We start from the raw sequence: 17,061 nt of genomic DNA, 5'->3' as shown, positions 1-17,061 counted from the left end.
GTCTCCTCAGGCGGCCGTGGTGGTGAGTTGGTGCAGTGCGGGGATGACGGCGGCGCTGTCGGCGACCCAGCCGAAGATGCCGCCCTGCGCGGTGACCATCTGCAGGCCGACACGGTGGAACTCGGGGAAATACGAACCGACGCAATCGGAGACGACCAGGCATTCGTAGCCGCGGTCGTTGGCCTCGCGTGTGGTGGTGTGCACGCAGACCTCGGTGGTGACACCGGTGATCAGCAGTTGCGTGATGCCCGCACCGGTCAGCACGTCGGACAGATCGGTGCCGTAGAACGCGCCCTTGCCGGGCTTGTCGATGACGACCTCACCCTCGAGCGGGGCGAGTTCGTCGATGATGTCGTGGCCGTACTCGCCGCGGATCAGGATGCGGCCGTAGGTGCCGGGGTCGCCGATGCGCTTCGACGGCGCGCCGCGCTGCAATTTGGCCGGCGGGCAGTCGGACAGGTCGGGGCGGTGCCCTTCGCGGGTGTGGATCACCGTGATGCCGGCCGCCCGTGCGGCGCCGAGCAGTGCCGACAGCGGCGGCACCACCGTGCGCAGACGCTCGACGTCGTTGCCGAGGCTCTCGCCGAATCCGCCGGGGAGCAGGAAGTCGCGCTGCATGTCGATGACGATCAGGGCGGTCTTGCCCGCGACGAGCGGGAACGGCGCCGGTTCCGCGGCGACGGGGATCGGGTTCACAGCAGCTCCTCGGTGGGGACGGGGACGGGGGAGTGAGACGGGGCGAGGCGCGGTTCGTCGAGGAGCTGCGCGGCGAGGTGCAGGACGGTGTCGTCGGCCAGCGCCGGTCCGAGAAGCATGGCGCTGCAGGGCCTTCCGTCGGCGGTGGCGCCGACGGGGATCGCCGCGGCGCACAGGTCGAGCAGATTGCCGAAGTGGGTGTAGTGGCCGAGCATGGTGTTGGTGTCGATGGGTGCGGCGAGCACCTGCTCGACGGTGAAGGTGGTGCCGATGGTGGGGAGGATCAGCAGGTCCATCTGTCTCCACAGCCTGCTCACCTCGGCCTTGAGCTCCTGGAGCCGCTGCAGGGCGGCGAACGCGTCGACGGCGGTGTAGCGGTGTCCGCCCGCGAAGATCTCCCGCACCACGGGGTGGATCGACTCCGGCTGGGCAGCAAGGAAACCGGCGAACTCGACCAGGCGTTCGGCGACCCAGGGGCCCTGGTAGAGCAGCGCCCCGGCGGCCAGGAACGGGTCGAGGGACACGTCGACGACGCTGTGGGTGCGGGCGAGGTGCTCGCGGAAGGCCAGGTGTGCGCCCCGCATGGCGTCGTCGCCGAAGAACTCGAGTTCGGTGGCGGCGGGGAGGCCGATGCGCAGCGGTTCACCGGCGTAGCGGGGGCCGCGGTCGCGCGACCAGGGGTCGCCGTCGTCGCGGGCGATCATCACGTCGAGCACCCGGTCGGCGTCGTCGATGCAGCCGGCCATCACGGTCAGGCAGTCCAGGGATTTGCACGCCGGTACCAGTCCGACGGTGCTGATCAGGCCGCGCGAGGGTTTGATGCCGATGATGCCGTTGAGTGCGGCGGGTACCCGGCCGGAGCCGGCGGTGTCGGTGGCGACGGCGAACGGCACCTGGCCCAGTGCCACGGCGAGCGCGGAACCGGAACTCGAGCCGCCCGAGATCATCTCGCCGCCGTACACGCTGCGCGGGATGGTGTGCGGGGTGCGGGTGCCGTTGAGGCCGGTGGCGAACTGGTCGAGGTTGGTCTTGCCGACGTAGAGCGCTCCGGCGTCGAGCAGGCGCTGCACCGCGGGCGCGGTCGCTGTGGCGGTGTAGGCGTAGTCCGGGCAGGAAAGCGTGGTCGGGACGCCGGCCACGTCGATGCTGTCCTTCACGCCGAACGGGACGCCGTAGAGCGGCAGCGTGCGGGCGCCGGGGCGGCGTTCGATGGCTTCGGCTGCGGCGATCAACTGCGCGCGCGGGACGGTCGACAGCCAGGTGCCGTCATCGCCGCGGGCGGCGATCGCGTCGGCGACCCGGGCCGCCGTCTTGGCGGGCGAGCCGGTGCCGCCGGCATGCGAGGCCAGGATCTCGGCGACGGATGGTCCGACCGACGGTCCGTGGGTTTCGGTGCGCATGTCTGTCGATTGTCGACAGAATCGTGGCGATCGCGGGTCGGCTGTGTGTCGTTTGTGTTAGCGCTCGTCGGGCAGGCCGAGGTAGTCGAGTTGGCCGTGGTCGCGCAGCGCCGCGACGACCACGGCCGCGTCGTTGGTCTCGAGCGCCGCGAGAATCGCGCGGTGCCGCCCGATTCCGTCCTCGGGGTCACGCTGGCGGGCTTCTTCCCGCAGGTTCTTCGCCATCGGCAGCTGCAGTTTGAGCAGGATGGGCGCCAGCGCGAAGTCCAGTTGGCGGTTGTCGGCGAGCGTCACGACGGCGGCGTGGAACGCCCGGTGGGCGTCGTCGCGGTCCAGCGCGTCCTGCGCGTGGTCCATCCGGTCCAACGCCGTCCGGACCGGCTCGAGATCGTTCTGTGGATCGGGCAGTGGCAGCGCGGTTTCGATGGCGTGCCGTTCCAGGACGTGGCGCAGTTCGAACAGCTGCAGGATGTCCGTCGGGGACCAGTCGGCCACCCGCGATCCGCGGCGGGGGAGATGCTCGACCAGCCCCTGCTGCGCCAGCAGGCGCAGCGCTTCGCGCAGGGGTGCGCGGCTGATGCCGAGGTCGGCACACAGTTGCTCCTCGACGATCTTCTGGCCGGGCACGAGCTGACCGGACAGGATCGCGTCGCGCAGCCGGTGCCCGGCCACTTCGACCAGAGTCGCGGGCAGCGCCATCCGCGACGGTCCCTCCCTCGGCGCTGCCATGGCACACAATGGTAGGAACATATTCCGGTACGTGCAGGGAGAGCCCCGGAGGTGGTACGAAACATTCTGCGCCACAACGGCTATGGACCATTGTCGTCTTCGGGTAGGAGGTGGCGTTCGGGGTGGTGGTAGCCGTTGACGCGGTGTTGGCCGGTGTCGAGGTCGGGTGGGGGGATCCATTCGGTTTGGCCTTTGGGGTTTCGGTGGGTGGTCCACTTGGTGGTCTCGATCATTCGGTTTTCCGGGCCGCAGGCCAGGGTCGTGGTGTCGACGTCGGTGCGTCCGCCGTTTTTCCAGTCGGTGAGGTGATGGACCTGGCACCAGTAGCCGGGCACGGTGCAACCCGGGCGGGTGCAGCCGCGGTCACGGGCGTGCAGCACGATCCGTTGCGCCGGCGAGGCGATGCGTTTGGTGCGGCCGAGGTAGAGGGCTTGGTTGGTGTGGTGATCGAACACCGCCAGATAGTGGAACGCGTGCGAGGCCATCCGGATCAGATCACCCATCGGCAACAGGGAGCCGCCGCCGGTGACGGCCACTCCCGCACCCTTCTCCAACTCCTGCAGAGTCGTGGAGACGATGACGGTGACGGGTAATCCGTTGTGCTGGCCCAGCTCCCCGGAGCACAGCGCCATCCGGCCGACCGCGAGCCAGGCGTCGTGGCGACGCTGCGCNCGCCGCCGGTGACCGCCACCCCCGCCCCCTTCTCCAACTCCTGCAAGGTCGTGGAGACGATGACGGTGACGGGTAATCCGTTGTGCTGGCCCAGCTCCCCGGAGCACAGCGCCATCCGGCCGACCGCGAGCCAGGCGTCGTGGCGACGCTGCGCGGGACTGCGGGTGTCAGCGCGGCGCTGCTGCTCGTCGGGTTGGCCGTCGATGCAGGGGGTGTCGTCGTCGGGGTTGCAGGCGCCGGGGGCGGCGAGTTTGGCCTCGAGGGCTTCATAGACCGCCCGCCATTCCGGNTTGGCCGTCGATGCAGGGGGTGTCGTCGTCGGGGTTGCAGGCGCCGGGGGCGGCGAGTTTGGCCTCGAGGGCTTCATAGACCGCCCGCCATTCCGGGGTGACCCAGCCCGACAGCTTGCTCATCCCGTCGGCCTGCTGCTCTCCCAGGGTGACGGCGCGGCGGCGGGCGCGTTCGGCGTCGGTGGGTTCGGGACCGTCCTGATCGATCTTCGCCGCCAACCGCTCGGCTGCCTTCTTCAAGTCCTCGGGNGCGGCGGCGGGCGCGTTCGGCGTCGGTGGGTTCGGGACCGTCCTGATCGATCTTCGCCGCCAACCGCTCGGCTGCCTTCTTCAAGTCCTCGGGCTTCAGGCCCGCACCCACCGAGGCCAACTGGCGGTCCGCGGCGGCGCGGGTGCCCACATCCACCCACGAGGGCAGCTTGTCATGAAAGGTCGCGATCACCGCCACATGCTCAGCATCCAGGGCGCCACTGGCCTGCGCGGCGGCGGTGGCCTCCCACACCGGCGCCAACGGCTCCCCGCTGATCGCTTGGCGCGGGCCCAAAGAAGCGGCGTGCTCCAGCCGCCGTTTGGCCTCACGATCAGAGACCCGCAGCGCGGTCGTGAGCACCGTCTTCCACGACGACTCACCCAACCGGCGCGGTTCGGTCTCGGCGGTCAGCCGCGCCAGCACCCGATGCTCCAGCGCCGGGACGCTGCGCAGCACGGTCGTCACCTCCGCCAAAAGCTCCACGAGCTCGCGGTGGGTCAGGGTGTCGCAGGTGTCGTGCAGCATCGCGATCTGCGACCGGATCGCCTCCACTGCGCTCGCGACTTCACCCATACATCGAACACTAGTTCGAACCGCCGACAAATCTCGGTGCCGTCCGGTCAGCGGTGAAGAACGAGCGCGATGCCCGCGCCGAGTCCTCTGACGTAGGCGAGGTTGGTGACCAGCATTCCCGCGGGTTCGGTGAACCGAGCGAGTTTCAACGGACCTGCGTCCACCGGGTCGGCATCGAGGTCGCCGACGAGGGACGCCACCGTCCGGCGCGCCTCGTCTTCGTCGCCGCAGACGAACACCGTGGGCCGGGGGCCGTCGACCGACGCGCCTGTCAGAGCCTCGGCGAACGGAGCGATGGCCTTGACGACCGTCGCGCCCGGTACCGCCGCCGCGACTTCCTCTCCGGCCGACGTGCTGGTGCCGATGAGCAACTCGTCCATGGTCGGGGCAAACGGATTGGTCGTGTCCCACAACACTTTTCCCGCCAGCGCGTCGGCGAGCTCAGTCACGGTCTCGATCGTCACTGTCCACGGGGTGGCCAGGACCACGACCTCGGCATCCTGGACCGCCTCCCTGGGCGTCCCGCCCGACGCGTCGTGCCCGATGCTGTTGGCCGCCGCCTGAACCTTGTCCGGCGTACGCGCGAAGCTGATCGTGATGTGATGTCCGCGCTCGGCGAGCCGACTCCCGATGGCGACGCCCAGATTCCCAGCGCCGACGATGCCGATTCTCATGGGTTCTCCTCGCCCGGCGACCCGGTGGTCGTGGATTCGCATCTCCTGATAGCACTGTCACGGACCTGCCATCCGGCGAAGAACCATCCGTTCACAGAAGCGTCAGATGGTCACCGCCGGCCGGACGAACCACCGCTCGAGCCAGCGATCGAGCATCGCGGCGTCGCCCGGTCCGCCGGCCGCGGCGAGATAGCCGTCGGGACGAACCAGCAGCCACCCGTCCGGAGTCAGTGCAGCCGCGTCACGCACGCTCACCACACCGTCCCAGGACCGCCCGACGTCCACGATCGCCTGCCCGGCGGTGAACAACGTCAACGCACCCAGGTCCAGCGCGTCGTACAGGCCGCCGACGTCCGGCACGCGGTCGCCGGCCCGCAGCGCGCCCACGCCGCCGCCGCCCTCGGCGAGCGCGTCGCCGCGGTAGCCGGCCGACACCTGCCCGAACATCGCCGCAGCGGCATTCTGAACAGCGTTGCGGGCCAGTGCTTTCGGCGCGAGACGAATCCGCAGCGCGTGCAGGACGGGGTTCGTCGAGTTGAACACGCGGGTGCCGATCTCGGTGAACCGCACCACCGTCCGGATCACCGGCAGGCGCTCGGAGGAGTAGGTGTCGAGCAGATCCGCCCGGGCCCGCCCGTCGAGCACCATCGCGAGCTTCCAGGACAGGTTCACCATGTCCTGGATGCCCACGTTCATCCCCTGCCCGCCGGCCGGGCTGTGCACGTGCGCGGCGTCGCCACCCAGGAACACCCGGCCCGCCCGCATGGTGGGCACGTGCCTGCTGTTGATCCGGAACCGCGAACTCCAGTTGACGTCGTGCAGGCGTGCGGGCACGCCGACGGTGCGGTCGTAGAGCCGTTGCATCTGCTCCGCTGTCGGGTCGGCGTCGCCGTCGAGGAGCCCGTCGGGGTCGGTGGCCATCATCCGGAATCGGCCGCGCCCCATCGGGAACACCGCGACGAAGCCACCGCGGGCCAGGAAGATCGACACCTCGTCCTCGGGTAGGTCGCCGTCGATGTGCAGATCGGCGAGCACATAGTCCTGCGGCAGTGTGCGGCCGGGGAAGGGCACGCCGAGCGTCTTGCGCAGAGTGCTGCGCGGGCCGTCGGTGGCGATCACGAACGACGCCTCGACGCGCTCCTCGGCGCCCTCGGCCCCGCGCAGCGTCACCGCGACGGTGTCGCCGCCCGGCCGCACCGACGTCACCTCGACGCCGCGCTCGACCTTGACGCCCTGACGCGCGAGCTGTTCTGCCAGCAGCCGCTCGGTCTCTGACTGCGCGAGCATCAGGATGAAGTTGAATCTGCTTGGCATGCGGTGCAGTTCGATGGGCGCCAGCTTGCGGTCGCCGGTGTACAGTCCCGCGGCGCGGGCCTGATTGCCCAGCGCGAGCATCTCGTCGCCGATGCCGCGGACCCGCAGCAGTTCCATCGTGCGGGCCTGCACGGCCAGCGCACGCGACTCCGTGGAGGGCCGCACCGCGCGGTCCACGATGCGGACATCGACACCCAGGCGCGACAGTTCGACGGCCGCGGTCAGGCCCGACGGTCCGGCTCCGACGATGAGGACGGGGATGGTCATGAGGGTCTCCTCGAAGCGCTAAGTCAACAACTGATGACTTCGACGATAGACCGATTCCGGGCGATGTCAACAGTCGGTGACTTATGCTGTCGCCATGAGCCGAGCCCGCAACGCCGACGCCACCCGCGCCGACATCCTCGCCGCCGCCCGCGCACGCTTCGGCGCGGAGGGCTACGAGCGGACCACGCTGCGGGCGATCGCCGGCGATGTCGGGGTCGATGCGGCCCTGGTGATCCGCTACTTCGGCAGCAAACAGCAATTGTTCGCCGCTGCAGCCGATTTCACGCTGCACCTACCGGACCTGAGCACGTTGCCGCCCGACAGGATGGCCACCGCGTTGCTCGAACGGTTCTTCGCGGTCTGGGAGGCCGACACCACGTTCGTCGCGCTGCTGCGCGCCGCGATGACGAGCCCCGAGGCCGCGGCCACGATGCGCACGGTGTTCGCCACCCAGGTGGCGCCGACGGTCGCCGCGGTCGCCCCGGACCACGCGGCGTCGCGCGCGGCGATGATCGGATCGCTGGTGATCGGGATGGCCACGGTTCGCTACGTGCTCGAAGCTCCTGCGGCGCAGGCGATGTCGCACGACGAGGTGATCGGCTGGGCCGGACCGATGATCCGCACGCTGCTCGTCGGCCCCGCCCCGCCGGGGTGAGCCTCAGCGCTGCGCGGTCGGCCAGGGGGTGGCGGCGATCAGGGACAGGTGCCGGGTGATCGCACCGATCTCACCGACCAGCACCCGCGCGGACCCCTCGTCGGACTCCTGCACCGGGACGGTGCGCCGCACCCGCTGCGCGGCCGCCGCCAACTCGACGGCGTCGACGGTCCAGGGGTCGGTCGGCGTGGGCGGTTCCCCGCACAGCGCCTCGACGAACTCGTCGACGGCGTGCAGGAACGCGCGGTGGGAGTCGGGGAACGGGTCGACGGGCAGATTGGTCTCGAGCGTGGCGCAGGAACTCGTGATCGCGTTCAGCACGCCTCGGTAGCAGCGCAGCCAGTGCCGCTGTTCGCGCGACTCCAGCCGGGCCGCGCCGGCCGCCGCCTCGAACGCCGCCCGCGCCCGGAACGTCCGCTCCCAGGCCGCGGCGCGGACGTCGGTGGCGGTGTCGAGCTCGTGCAGGTAGACCTTGACGACCGTGGCGGCGTAGTCGATCTCGGTCTTCAGCAGTTCCCCCGCCCGCTGCGCGAGCCGGGTCAGCGCGTCGTCGGGGAACACGACGTGGGCGAGCACCGCGAGCGCACCGCCGATCATCGTGCCGATCACCAGGTCCGCGGGGGTCGCCGAAGCGATCGGCCGGTCGATCGCGACGATCAGCGTGATCGCGGCCGCCGACGCCGCCGCCAGAGCGAGGTAGCCGTAGCGGGCCGCGGCGTACACCCCGCCGACGGCGGCAGCGGCCAGCACGCCGGTGACCATCGGAGCCGGGCGGGCGATCAGCAGCAGTGTGGAGGCCAGTGCCGCACCCAGCGCCACCCCGGCGGTCCGTCCCACGCACCGGGTGTAGGTGTGCGCGGTCTCCGGGCGCAGCACGATCAGCACGGTCAGGGCGATCCACGCCCCGTGGCCCACCGCGGTGTAGCGCTCCGCCGCGCACGCCGTCGCCACCGCAGCGCCCAGGCGCACCGCGTGCCGGAACACCGGGGAGTGCGGCTCGATCTCGGCGCGCAGGTGGCTGACCGCGGCCCGGCCGGACGTCCGCAGATCGGGGCGCCGGACGCGCAGCGCATCCGGCGAGGACGGCACGAAGTCACCGAGCCGCATCGCCGCCGCTTCGTGCAGGTGCGCCGAGAGCCGTTGCCCGGCAGCCGCGTCGGCGGCGGGCAGTTCGGCCACGGCGTCGTCGAGTCGGCGCAGCGCGGCGTCGGCCGCCTCGCGGGCGGCGCGGCGGGGGTCGGCCACCGCGGTCAACGTCTCGCCCGCGGCGGTGAGGACGTCGGCTCCGCCGCCGGTCTCTGCGACATCGGTGAGGGCGGTCCCGATGCGCTCGGGCAGGAGATACCACCGGCGGTAGTCGGCGGGATGGCGCGTCGTCGGGCCCGTGGCGGTGGTGAACACCGCCCGCAACGCGATCATCGAATCAGCATGGGCGAGAACGTCTTCGCCGGACCGGTCCGCGAGCCGGGTGGCATCGGCGGCGAGCGCCCGGTAGGCCGCGGTGAGCGCGTCGTGCTGGATGCGCCACCGCCGCGGCGGCCAGACCGCGATGACCACGGCCTGCAGCGCGCCCGCGCCGACGGCGAGGCCGGCCACCCCGAGCGTCGACGCCCACGTCGGCGACACCGGGGCGGCGGCGACCATCAGCGCCGCCGCCGCGCTGGCGATGAGCCCGGCATGGCCGCCCAGCGCCCACGCCAGCCCCGCGGTGAAGCACCACACGCCGGCTGCGGCGATGAACACGGGGGAGTGCACCGAGGTCGAGGCACCCAGCAACGCGCTCGCGCCCATCAGCGCCGAGACGAACAGCACCCGCAGGATGCGTCCGCGCGGACGGTCCTGCAGCGCGGCGGCACCCGCGACGGCCCCCGCTCCTGCGACGGCGGTCGCCGATCCCGGCGGTCCCCAGGACACGGCCACCAGGACGGCGACGACGACGGCCGCCAGGCTGCGCAGCACCGGCGCCGCCTCCGGCAGCACCGACCGCACCGCGGGGACCATACTCACCCGTCCATTCTGGCCCGGGGTTATGTTCCCCGAGTGGAGAAAGTGATCATGACCTTGCGTGGCGTCCCGGGGGACGAGGCGTGGTGCACCCGCCTGCGCACCGACATCGCGCAGACGCTGCTGGCCACGGGCGTCGCGGGTCTGGCCGTCAACGTCCGCGACGCCCCGGTGGGTGCGTCGTTGATGACTCTGACCACCCTGGATCCACCGGTGATCGCGGTGGTGAGCCTGTGGACCGATCAGTACTACGGCGCGCAGATCCACACGGCGACAGAGGTTCTCGCGGGCGTCTGCGACGAGCTCGCGGCGTATCTGGTCACCGAGTCGGTCCCGCTGACCCCGCCGCCGACCGCCGCGGGTGACCGGACGCCCGGGTTGGCCAACGTCGCGCTGCTGCGCCGGCCGGCCGAGCTGGACGAGGCCACCTGGCTGAGCCGGTGGCACCGTGACCACACCCAGGTGGCGATCGACACCCAGGCGACGTTCGGCTACACGCAGAACACCGTGGTCCGCGCGCTCACCGACGGCGCCGCTCCCATCTCGGCCATCGTCGAGGAGCTCTTCCCGATCGAGGCGACGACGGATCTGCACGCCTTCTTCGGCGCGGCCGACGACGACGACCTCGCCGATCGCATGACCCGCATGGTCGCGAGCACCTCGGCGTTCGGCGCCAACGAGAACGTAGACACCGTCCCGACGAGCCGATACGTGCTGCGGGAGCCGTTCGTTACAGTGCAGCCGTGACCCTGCAGATCAGCGACGACAACCGCGTCCGCACCCTGGTGCTCGACCGGCCCGAGGCCCTCAACGCGTTCAACGAGGAGCTCTACCTCGCGACCGCCGTCGCGCTGCGCGAGGCCGGCGAGGATCCCGACGTCGCGGTCGTCCTGCTCACCGGCGCCGGGCGCGCCTTCAGCGCGGGCAACGACCTCAAGGAGATGCAGGCCCGCATCGCCGAGGGGTCGTATTCCTCGGGCAGCCACTTCTCGACGATGATCACCGCGCTCACCGATCTCCCGAAACCGTTGATCTGCGCGGTCAACGGCGTGGGGTTGGGCATCGGCGCCACCATCCTCGGCTACGCCGACCTGGTGTTCATGTCGTCGACGGCGCGGCTGAAGTGCCCCTTCACCAGCCTGGGCGTGGCCCCCGAGGCGGCCTCGTCGTTTCTGCTGCCGCAGCTGATCGGCCGGCAGAACGCGGCGTGGATGCTGTTGTCCTCGGAATGGGTGGACGCCGCCGAAGCGCACCGGATGGGGATCGCGTGGAAGGTCTGCGAACCCGACGACCTGCTGCCCGAGGCTCGCCGCCACGCCGACATCCTTGCCGCACAGTCGATTCCGAGCCTGGTCGCGGTCAAGCGTGCTCTCGCCGAGCCGTACCGGGCCGGCATCACCGCGGCGACCGAACGCGAGAACGCCGCGTTCACCGACCTGCTGGGGGGCGCCGCGAACGCGGCCGCGCTGGCCGCGTTCACCGGTCAGGGCAGCGCTAACGGGTGACGCGGGCGTCGCACTGGGCGTAGTGCGCCTCGATGATCGCCCTCAGCGTGCGCCGGCACCGGCCGCAGTCTCCGCCCGCCCCGCACGCCGCGGCGATGTCCTTGGACGTCCGGGCGCCCTTGGCCACGACCTCGTCGACCACGTGGCTGGTGGTCCCGGTGCACAGACAGACGAACATCGGCCGCTATCCCCGCTCGTCCACGCTCATCAGATGGGCGAACCTGCCCACGAACTGGGTGGGGTAGGCGCCCAGACCGGCGTGGCTCATCCACTCCGCCGCCGCGTCGGGATGGTCGATCCACTGCCGGGCGCTCATCTCGTCGGCGATCTCCTGCAGGATCAGCACCTCGTGTCCGTCGTCGAGTGCGCGGTACACCCAGATCTTGCGGACCCCGCCGCCGGCGAACCGGTCGAGCCCGTCGTGCACCTTCTCCATCAGGGTCGGCACGTCGTCGACCGACGACATCACCCCGACCACGACCCGTCCGACGTGCCGCTCGGAGCTGCCGCCCTGCAGGTCGATCTTCTCGACGACCTCGCCGCAGAAGATCGGGGGGATGTCCTCGGCGCCCGAGATGTCGAACCACTCGAAGATCGCCGGCGAGCGCAGCACGTCGCGCAGCGAGGTCGCCTGCCGGATCCCGATCGTCACCAGCACCCGGCGGGGTTCCCAGATGGACTCGTAGAGCACCACGTGGTGGGCCCCGATCGAGGACAGGGAGTCGCGGTGGCCGCCCAGCCAGGTCCACATGTGCTCGACGTCGTCGACGCGGTAGTCGCACGCCAGGATGAATGAGTGCAGATCGTGCTCACCCATCGTCATCCTCTGCCTGTCTGTGCGGCCCCGAACAGTTAGCGCAGTCTATCCTTACCTGGCGTCGGCAGTCCAGGTCGGCGGACACAGCGCCAATGGTGCGCGTGCCGTCTGCGCGGTGCACTAGATTGAACGTGCTCAGCCCACAGCCCGTTTCAGACGATTCACCAGCGTTCGAGGAGCCGACCATGCAAGGCGATCCCGAGGTTCTGAAGTTGCTCAACGAGCAGCTGACGAGCGAACTCACGGCGATCAACCAGTACTTCCTGCACTCCAAGATGCAGGACAATTGGGGCTTCACCGAACTCGCGGCGCACACCCGCAAGGAATCGTTCGAAGAGATGGTGCATGCGGAGAAGATCACCGACCGCATCCTGCTCCTGGACGGGCTGCCCAACTACCAGCGGCTGTTCTCCCTGCGCGTCGGCCAGACCGTGCGCGAACAGTTCGAGGCCGATCTCGCGATCGAGCACGAGGTGGTCGCCCGGCTGCGGCCCGGCGTCATCATGTGCCGCGAGAAGGGCGACGCCACGTCGGCGAACCTCTTCGAGGAGATCCTGGCCGACGAAGAGCTGCACATCGACTACCTCGAGACCCAGCTCGAGCTGATGAACAAGCTCGGCGAGGAGCTCTACCTCGCCCAGTGCGTGTCGCGGCCGCCGCAGTAGTCAACCGGCCCGGCCGGGAACTGGAACACGTTACAATCCGGCCATGAGCCGAATCGGGGACTTCGCCGACGACGACGTGACCGGTTTCGCGGTGACCTCACCGGAGCTGGGCACCGCGATGGCGAAGTTCAGCCACGCGGTCTACGAGAAGAACCGGCTGCCGATGCGCACCCGGGAGGCCGCACGGATCGTCATCGCGCTCGCCAACGAGTGCGTGACGTGTCAGAACACCCGGGACACCGACGGCGAAGCCAACGGCATCACCGAGGAGTTCTACGACTACGCCGCCCAGTGGCGGACCTGGCCGGGGTACAGCGACGACGAGCGCATCGCGATGGAGTTCGCGCACCGGTTCGCCACCGACCACACGGGGCTGCGCGACGACGAGGACTTCTGGGCCCGCGCCAAGGAGCACTTCGACGACGCGCTGCTCACCGACCTCGCCATCTCCTGCGCGATGTGGGTGGGGATGGGCCGGATGCTGAGCACCCTCGACATCGGACAGGCCTGCAAGATCACGCTGTAAAGCGGATCGCTCGACGGCAGAATGGCCGGCATGGCCGCCAAACCGCTCGCCGCCGCGGCGATCGCCCAGCTCGAATCCGACGGAGTCGCCACCCTGATCGGCACCGTGGTCAACCCGGCGGGTCTGATCCACGCCAAGACGATCCCGCTGCGCCGGATGGGCTCCTTCGCCGATCCCGGCCTCGGCGCCAGCCCGGTCTGGCACGTCTTCGCCATCGACCAGGCCGGCATCGTGTTCAGCGCCGCCACCGGCGTCGTCGGCGATCAGCGCATCCGCATCGACCTCGGCGCGCTGCGCATCCTCGGTGACGGATTGGCCTGGGCGCCGGGCGATTTCTTCAGCCAGGACGGCGCCCCCGATCCGTTCTGCACCCGCGGAGCGCTGCGTCGCGTCGAGGACCGGCTCGCCGGCGCAGGACTCGACGCCGTCGTGGGCCACGAGATCGAGTTCGTGTTGGTCGGGCCTGACGGCAGCGCGCTGCCCAGCCACCTGTGGGCGCAGTACGGGCTGGCCGGTGTGCTCGAGTTCGAGGGGTTCGTCCGTGACGTGACGGCGGCCGCGACCGCCTCCGGGGTGGCCATCGAGCAGTTCCATCCCGAGTACGGCGCCAACCAGTTCGAGATCTCGCTGGCCCCGCAGAAGCCCGTCGCGGCCGCCGACCACGTGACGCTGATGCGCATCATCATCGGCCGGGTGGCCCGCAAATACGGCGTGCGGGTGAGCCTGTCGCCGGTGCCGTTCGCGGGAAGTGTCGGTTCCGGTGCGCACCAACACTTCTCGCTGACCCGCGACGAGGTCCCGGTGTTCTCCGGCGGTGACGGCCCGGCCGGCATGACCGAGGAGGGAGCCGCGGCGGTGGCCGGGGTGCTCGCCGGGCTGGCCGACGCGCAGGGCGTGCTGAGCGGATCGATCCTCTCGGGGCTGCGGATGCAGCCGGGCAGTTGGGCCGGCGCGTATGCGTGCTGGGGCACCGAGAACCGGGAGGCCGCGGTGCGGTTCCTGACCGCCGGGCCGGCGAACCCCCACGGCGCCAACGTCGAGGTCAAGATCATCGACCCGTCGGCCAACCCGTATCTCGCCTCCGCGGCGATCCTGGGCCTGGCCATCGGCGGCATCGAGCGGGGCCTGTCACTACCCGCCGAGGTGACGGTCGACCCGTCGTCGCTGTCGGAGGCGCAGCGCGCCGAGGCGGGCATCACCGTGCTGGGCACCGATCAGACCGCGACGCTCGACGCGCTCGACGGTTCGGCGCTGCTGCGCGGCATCCTCGGCGACCCGGTGGTCGACGCCGTGGTCGGGGTGCGCCGCTACGAGCAGGAGACGTACGGCGGGCTCAGCGCCGACGAGCTGGCCGAAAAATTCCGGCTCGCCTGGAGCGTGTGAGAGCGACACCTTGACAACATACAACCGATCGGTTGTATGTTGGTCTGGTGATCGTCCTCGACGAAGACCGCACCGACGCCCTGTTCCACGCGTTGGCCGACCGAACCCGGCGCGACATCCTGCGCCGGGTGCTGGCGGGGGAGCTTTCGGTCTCCGCGCTCGCAGCCGACTACGACATGAGTTTCGCCGCCGTGCAGAAGCACGTTGCGGTTCTCGACCGGGCGGGACTGATCACCAAGCGGCGGCGCGGCCGTGAGCAACTGGCCAGTGGCGACGTGACTGCGGTGCGGTCGGTGGCCTCGCTGCTGTCCGAGCTGGAACTCCTCTGGCGCGGCCGCGTCGCGCGCATCGACGACCTGATCGCATCCGAGAACGCACAGGAGGAATGACCATGCCCGTGACCGACGTCCACCACGACCTCGACACCAGGACCCTGACCATCGTCGCCGACTTCGCCGCCCCCGTCGAGCGCATCTGGCAGATCTACGCCGATCCGCGCCAACTCGAAAAGATCTGGGGGCCGCCGGAATACCCCGCGACGGTGGTCGACCACGACCTGCGGCCCGGGGGCCGGGTGACGTATTACATGACCGGCCCCGACGGCGAGAAGTACGCCGGCCTCTGGCAGGTCACCGCGGTCGACGAACCGCACAGCTTCTCGTTCGACGACGCATTCGCCGATCTCGAGTTCACGCCGGATCCGAACCTGCCGGTGGCCAAGGCCGTGTTCACCTTCCGCGCCCACGAGGGCGGCACCCGGTCCACCTTCGCGTGCACCTATGCCTCGGCGGAGGCACTGCAACAGGTGCTGGACATGGGCATGATCGAGGGTGCGACGGCGGCGACCAACCAGATCGACGACCTGCTGGCCGGCTAGCGCACGCCGCGGATCAGCCGGCCCGGCCGCGCCCCGGTGTCGGCGCCGTGCCGACGCGTCACGATCCCGCTGACCACCGTCGCGTCGTAGCCCGAGGCGCCCTGGATCAGGCGGCGGCCCCCGGCGGGCAGATCGTAGGCCATGCGCGGCACGTCCAGCCGCAGCGCGTCCATGTCGATCACGTTCAGGTCGGCCTTGCGGCCCTGGGCGATCACCCCGCGGTCGGACAACCCGAAAAGCGTTGCGGTGTCCAGGGTCTGCTTGCGCACCACGTACTCGAGGGAGAACTTCGGGCCGCGGTGACGGTCCCTCGCCCAGTGGGTCAGCAGGAAGGTGGGGTAGGAGGCGTCGCAGATCAGGCCGCAGTGCGCACCGCCGTCGGAGAGCCCCGACACCGCCGCCGGATGGGTCATCATCTCGTAGATGGCGTCGTGATTGCCCTCGGCGTAGTTGAAGAACGGCAGCATCAGCATCGCGGTGCCGCCGGAGTCGAGCATCAGGTCGTACATCGTCGCGAGCGGATCCTCGCCGCGACGGGCGGCGATCGCGGCCACCGTCATGTCCGGTGTCGGTTCGTAGTCCGGCGGGTCGCCGATCGGGAAGATCTTGTCGACGCTGTACTGGATCAGCGCGTACAGCCCGTCGAACATCGGCACCGGCTGCGGCGGCAGATCCGTCTCGGACAGGATGGCCGCCCGCACCGCCGGATCGGCCAGCCGCGCCATCAGATCGGCGTGCCCGAGCTCGGCCTTGAGTTTCCGGTAGGTGGGGCGGTGGGTGAACGCGTGATAGCCGGTGAAGCCGAACAGCATCCCGAACGGCCGGGCGGCGAACTGCGCGTAGAGCCCGATGCCCTGATCCAGTGCGGCGCCGGCCCGTTCGAGCTGACGCCGCCACAGATCGGGCGCGCCGCCGGTCTGGATCATCGTGAACGACACGGGCCGCTCGATCTCGGCGGACAGCTTCGTCATCCAGTCGAGTTCGCGCATCGTCGCTTCGGCCGGGCTCTCGCCGGCGGTGCCCTGCGGGGACACCTCGAACACGGCCTGACCGCCGGCGGCCATCGCGCGGCCCAGCCCGAACAGTTCGGCCTCGGCGGCATAGGTCCCGGGCACGGGTTCGCCGTCGATGGCGCGGTGCGCCTCGGTGCGCGACGTGGAGAAGCCCAGCGCGCCGGCCTCGATCGCCTCGGTGACGATGCGGGCCATCGCGGCGATGTCGTCGTCGGTGGCCTCCTCGTTGCGGGCGCCGCGTTCGCCCATCGCGTAGCCGCGGACCGCGCCGTGCGCCACCTGGGTTCCGTAATCGACGGCCAGAGAACGCTTCTCGATCGCGTCGAGGTATTCGGGGAAGCTCTCCCACTGCCAGGTGATGCCCTCGGCCAGCGCGCTGCCCGGAATGTCCTCGACGCCCTCCATCAGCTCGATGAGCCACTGTTCGCGGCCCGGCCGCACCGGGGCGAAGCCGACCCCGCAGTTCCCGCTGACCACCGTCGTCACCCCGTGCAGGCTGGACGGTTCCAGCGTGTCGTCCCAGCTGACCTGGCCGTCGTAGTGGGTGTGCACGTCCACGAATCCCGGCGTGACGAACCGGCCGGTGGCGTCGATGTGTTCGGCGGCGTCGGTGCTCAGCCCGTCGTCGTCGCCGCTGCGCCGGCGCACCTCGACGATCCGGCCGTCCTTGACCCCGATGTCGGCGCGGAAGCGCTCGGCGCCGGTGCCGTCGACGACCGTGCCGCCGGTGATCTTCAGGTCCAGCATCGGG

At 70.5% G+C, this 17,061-nt stretch carries 19 protein-coding genes and 2 pseudogenes; 8 read left to right on the top strand and 13 right to left on the bottom strand.

Going from position 1 to position 17,061, the window contains the following annotated elements:
- Positions 1-6: 6 nt before the first annotated feature.
- The 9 genes and pseudogenes from MCHLDSM_RS16890 to MCHLDSM_RS16860 form a co-directional block, all read right to left on the bottom strand.
- Positions 7-696: a cysteine hydrolase family protein gene (locus MCHLDSM_RS16890; protein WP_048471100.1), complete on the bottom strand. Its 690-nt coding sequence runs from the start codon at positions 694-696 to the stop codon at positions 7-9.
- The gene (locus tag MCHLDSM_RS16885; protein WP_048471099.1) at positions 693-2,096 is read right to left on the bottom strand and encodes an allophanate hydrolase; all 1,404 of its coding nucleotides are present in this window, start codon (positions 2,094-2,096) and stop codon (positions 693-695) included. The genes MCHLDSM_RS16890 and MCHLDSM_RS16885 overlap by 4 nt, the downstream gene beginning before the upstream one ends.
- A 57-nt stretch (positions 2,097-2,153) precedes the next feature.
- Positions 2,154-2,825 carry a GntR family transcriptional regulator gene (locus tag MCHLDSM_RS16880; protein ID WP_048471098.1) on the bottom strand — a complete coding sequence of 224 codons (672 nt, stop codon included), beginning with the start codon at positions 2,823-2,825 and terminating at the stop codon, positions 2,154-2,156.
- A gap of 80 nt (positions 2,826-2,905) precedes the next feature.
- Positions 2,906-3,496 (bottom strand): annotated as a pseudogene (locus tag MCHLDSM_RS38770) (HNH endonuclease signature motif containing protein); the annotation flags it as partial.
- Position 3,497: 1 nt separating this feature from the next.
- Positions 3,498-3,786: pseudogene (locus MCHLDSM_RS40440) on the bottom strand (DUF222 domain-containing protein); the annotation flags it as partial.
- Between the two features lies 1 nt (position 3,787).
- Positions 3,788-4,006: DUF222 domain-containing protein (locus MCHLDSM_RS39380; protein ID WP_268781628.1), on the bottom strand; the 219-nt coding region annotated here is incomplete at its 3' end.
- A 31-nt stretch (positions 4,007-4,037) separates the two neighbouring features.
- Positions 4,038-4,610, bottom strand: a 573-nt coding sequence (locus MCHLDSM_RS39375) for a DUF222 domain-containing protein (RefSeq protein ID WP_048471189.1), incomplete at its 3' end; no start/stop codon positions are given.
- A gap of 47 nt (positions 4,611-4,657) precedes the next feature.
- Positions 4,658-5,284 (bottom strand): NADPH-dependent F420 reductase, encoded by a 627-nt coding sequence (locus MCHLDSM_RS16865; protein ID WP_048471097.1) that lies wholly within the window; start codon positions 5,282-5,284, stop codon positions 4,658-4,660.
- Positions 5,285-5,386: 102 nt separating this feature from the next.
- Entirely contained in the window at positions 5,387-6,865 is a 1,479-nt protein-coding gene (locus MCHLDSM_RS16860; RefSeq protein ID WP_048471096.1) for an FAD-dependent monooxygenase, read from the bottom strand.
- Between the two features lie 94 nt (positions 6,866-6,959).
- Between MCHLDSM_RS16860 and MCHLDSM_RS16855 the strand changes: the two genes are divergently transcribed.
- On the top strand, positions 6,960-7,520 hold the full coding sequence (locus MCHLDSM_RS16855; RefSeq protein WP_048471095.1) for a TetR/AcrR family transcriptional regulator: 561 nt from the start codon (positions 6,960-6,962) through the stop codon (positions 7,518-7,520).
- 3 nt (positions 7,521-7,523) lie between these two features.
- Here the strand turns inward: MCHLDSM_RS16855 and MCHLDSM_RS16850 are convergent, their stop codons facing one another.
- Positions 7,524-9,521, bottom strand: coding sequence for an FUSC family protein (locus MCHLDSM_RS16850; RefSeq protein WP_048471094.1), 1,998 nt, complete (start codon positions 9,519-9,521; stop codon positions 7,524-7,526).
- 39 nt (positions 9,522-9,560) lie between these two features.
- Here MCHLDSM_RS16850 and MCHLDSM_RS16845 point away from each other — a divergent pair, with 39 nt between their 5' ends.
- Both MCHLDSM_RS16845 and MCHLDSM_RS16840 read left to right on the top strand, forming a co-directional pair.
- Positions 9,561-10,271 (top strand): EthD domain-containing protein, encoded by a 711-nt coding sequence (locus tag MCHLDSM_RS16845; RefSeq protein WP_234714023.1) that lies wholly within the window; start codon positions 9,561-9,563, stop codon positions 10,269-10,271.
- Positions 10,268-11,029 carry an enoyl-CoA hydratase/isomerase family protein gene (locus MCHLDSM_RS16840; RefSeq protein ID WP_048471093.1) on the top strand — a complete coding sequence of 254 codons (762 nt, stop codon included), beginning with the start codon at positions 10,268-10,270 and terminating at the stop codon, positions 11,027-11,029. The genes MCHLDSM_RS16845 and MCHLDSM_RS16840 overlap by 4 nt, the downstream gene beginning before the upstream one ends.
- Here the strand turns inward: MCHLDSM_RS16840 and MCHLDSM_RS16835 are convergent.
- Both MCHLDSM_RS16835 and MCHLDSM_RS16830 read right to left on the bottom strand, forming a co-directional pair.
- Positions 11,019-11,207 (bottom strand): (2Fe-2S)-binding protein, encoded by a 189-nt coding sequence (locus tag MCHLDSM_RS16835; protein ID WP_048421209.1) that lies wholly within the window; start codon positions 11,205-11,207, stop codon positions 11,019-11,021. The two genes, MCHLDSM_RS16840 and MCHLDSM_RS16835, sit on opposite strands and share 11 nt — an antisense overlap.
- 6 nt (positions 11,208-11,213) lie before the next feature.
- Positions 11,214-11,846, bottom strand: coding sequence for a hypothetical protein (locus MCHLDSM_RS16830; protein WP_048471092.1), 633 nt, complete (start codon positions 11,844-11,846; stop codon positions 11,214-11,216).
- A 185-nt stretch (positions 11,847-12,031) separates the two neighbouring features.
- Here MCHLDSM_RS16830 and bfr point away from each other — a divergent pair, with 185 nt between their 5' ends.
- Genes bfr through MCHLDSM_RS16805 form a run of 5 tightly spaced genes read left to right on the top strand, consistent with a single transcriptional unit; the run spans position 12,032 to position 15,297 of the window.
- Positions 12,032-12,511, top strand: a complete 480-nt coding sequence (bfr, locus tag MCHLDSM_RS16825) for a bacterioferritin (RefSeq protein WP_048421208.1) — start codon at positions 12,032-12,034, stop codon at positions 12,509-12,511.
- A gap of 43 nt (positions 12,512-12,554) precedes the next feature.
- Entirely contained in the window at positions 12,555-13,037 is a 483-nt protein-coding gene (locus tag MCHLDSM_RS16820) for a carboxymuconolactone decarboxylase family protein (protein ID WP_048471091.1), read from the top strand.
- 21 nt (positions 13,038-13,058) lie between these two features.
- Positions 13,059-14,420, top strand: coding sequence for a type I glutamate--ammonia ligase (locus tag MCHLDSM_RS16815; RefSeq protein ID WP_048471090.1), 1,362 nt, complete (start codon positions 13,059-13,061; stop codon positions 14,418-14,420).
- Between the two features lie 44 nt (positions 14,421-14,464).
- Positions 14,465-14,809, top strand: coding sequence for an ArsR/SmtB family transcription factor (locus MCHLDSM_RS16810; RefSeq protein ID WP_082168926.1), 345 nt, complete (start codon positions 14,465-14,467; stop codon positions 14,807-14,809).
- A gap of 2 nt (positions 14,810-14,811) precedes the next feature.
- Positions 14,812-15,297: an SRPBCC family protein gene (locus tag MCHLDSM_RS16805; protein WP_048471187.1), complete on the top strand. Its 486-nt coding sequence runs from the start codon at positions 14,812-14,814 to the stop codon at positions 15,295-15,297.
- Here MCHLDSM_RS16805 and MCHLDSM_RS16800 read toward each other — a convergent pair.
- A complete protein-coding gene (locus MCHLDSM_RS16800) occupies positions 15,294-17,057 on the bottom strand; it encodes an N-acyl-D-amino-acid deacylase family protein (protein ID WP_048471088.1) in 1,764 nt (587 codons plus the stop codon). The genes MCHLDSM_RS16805 and MCHLDSM_RS16800 overlap by 4 nt on opposite strands.
- Positions 17,058-17,061 lie beyond the last annotated feature (4 nt).

It is taken from the genome of Mycolicibacterium chlorophenolicum, assembly GCF_001044235.1.
In the GTDB taxonomy this organism is placed as follows: Bacteria; Actinomycetota; Actinomycetes; order Mycobacteriales; family Mycobacteriaceae; genus Mycobacterium; species Mycobacterium chlorophenolicum.
The sequence above is the reverse complement of the archived record's forward strand: the minus strand, read 5'-3'. Positions and strand labels throughout refer to the sequence as shown.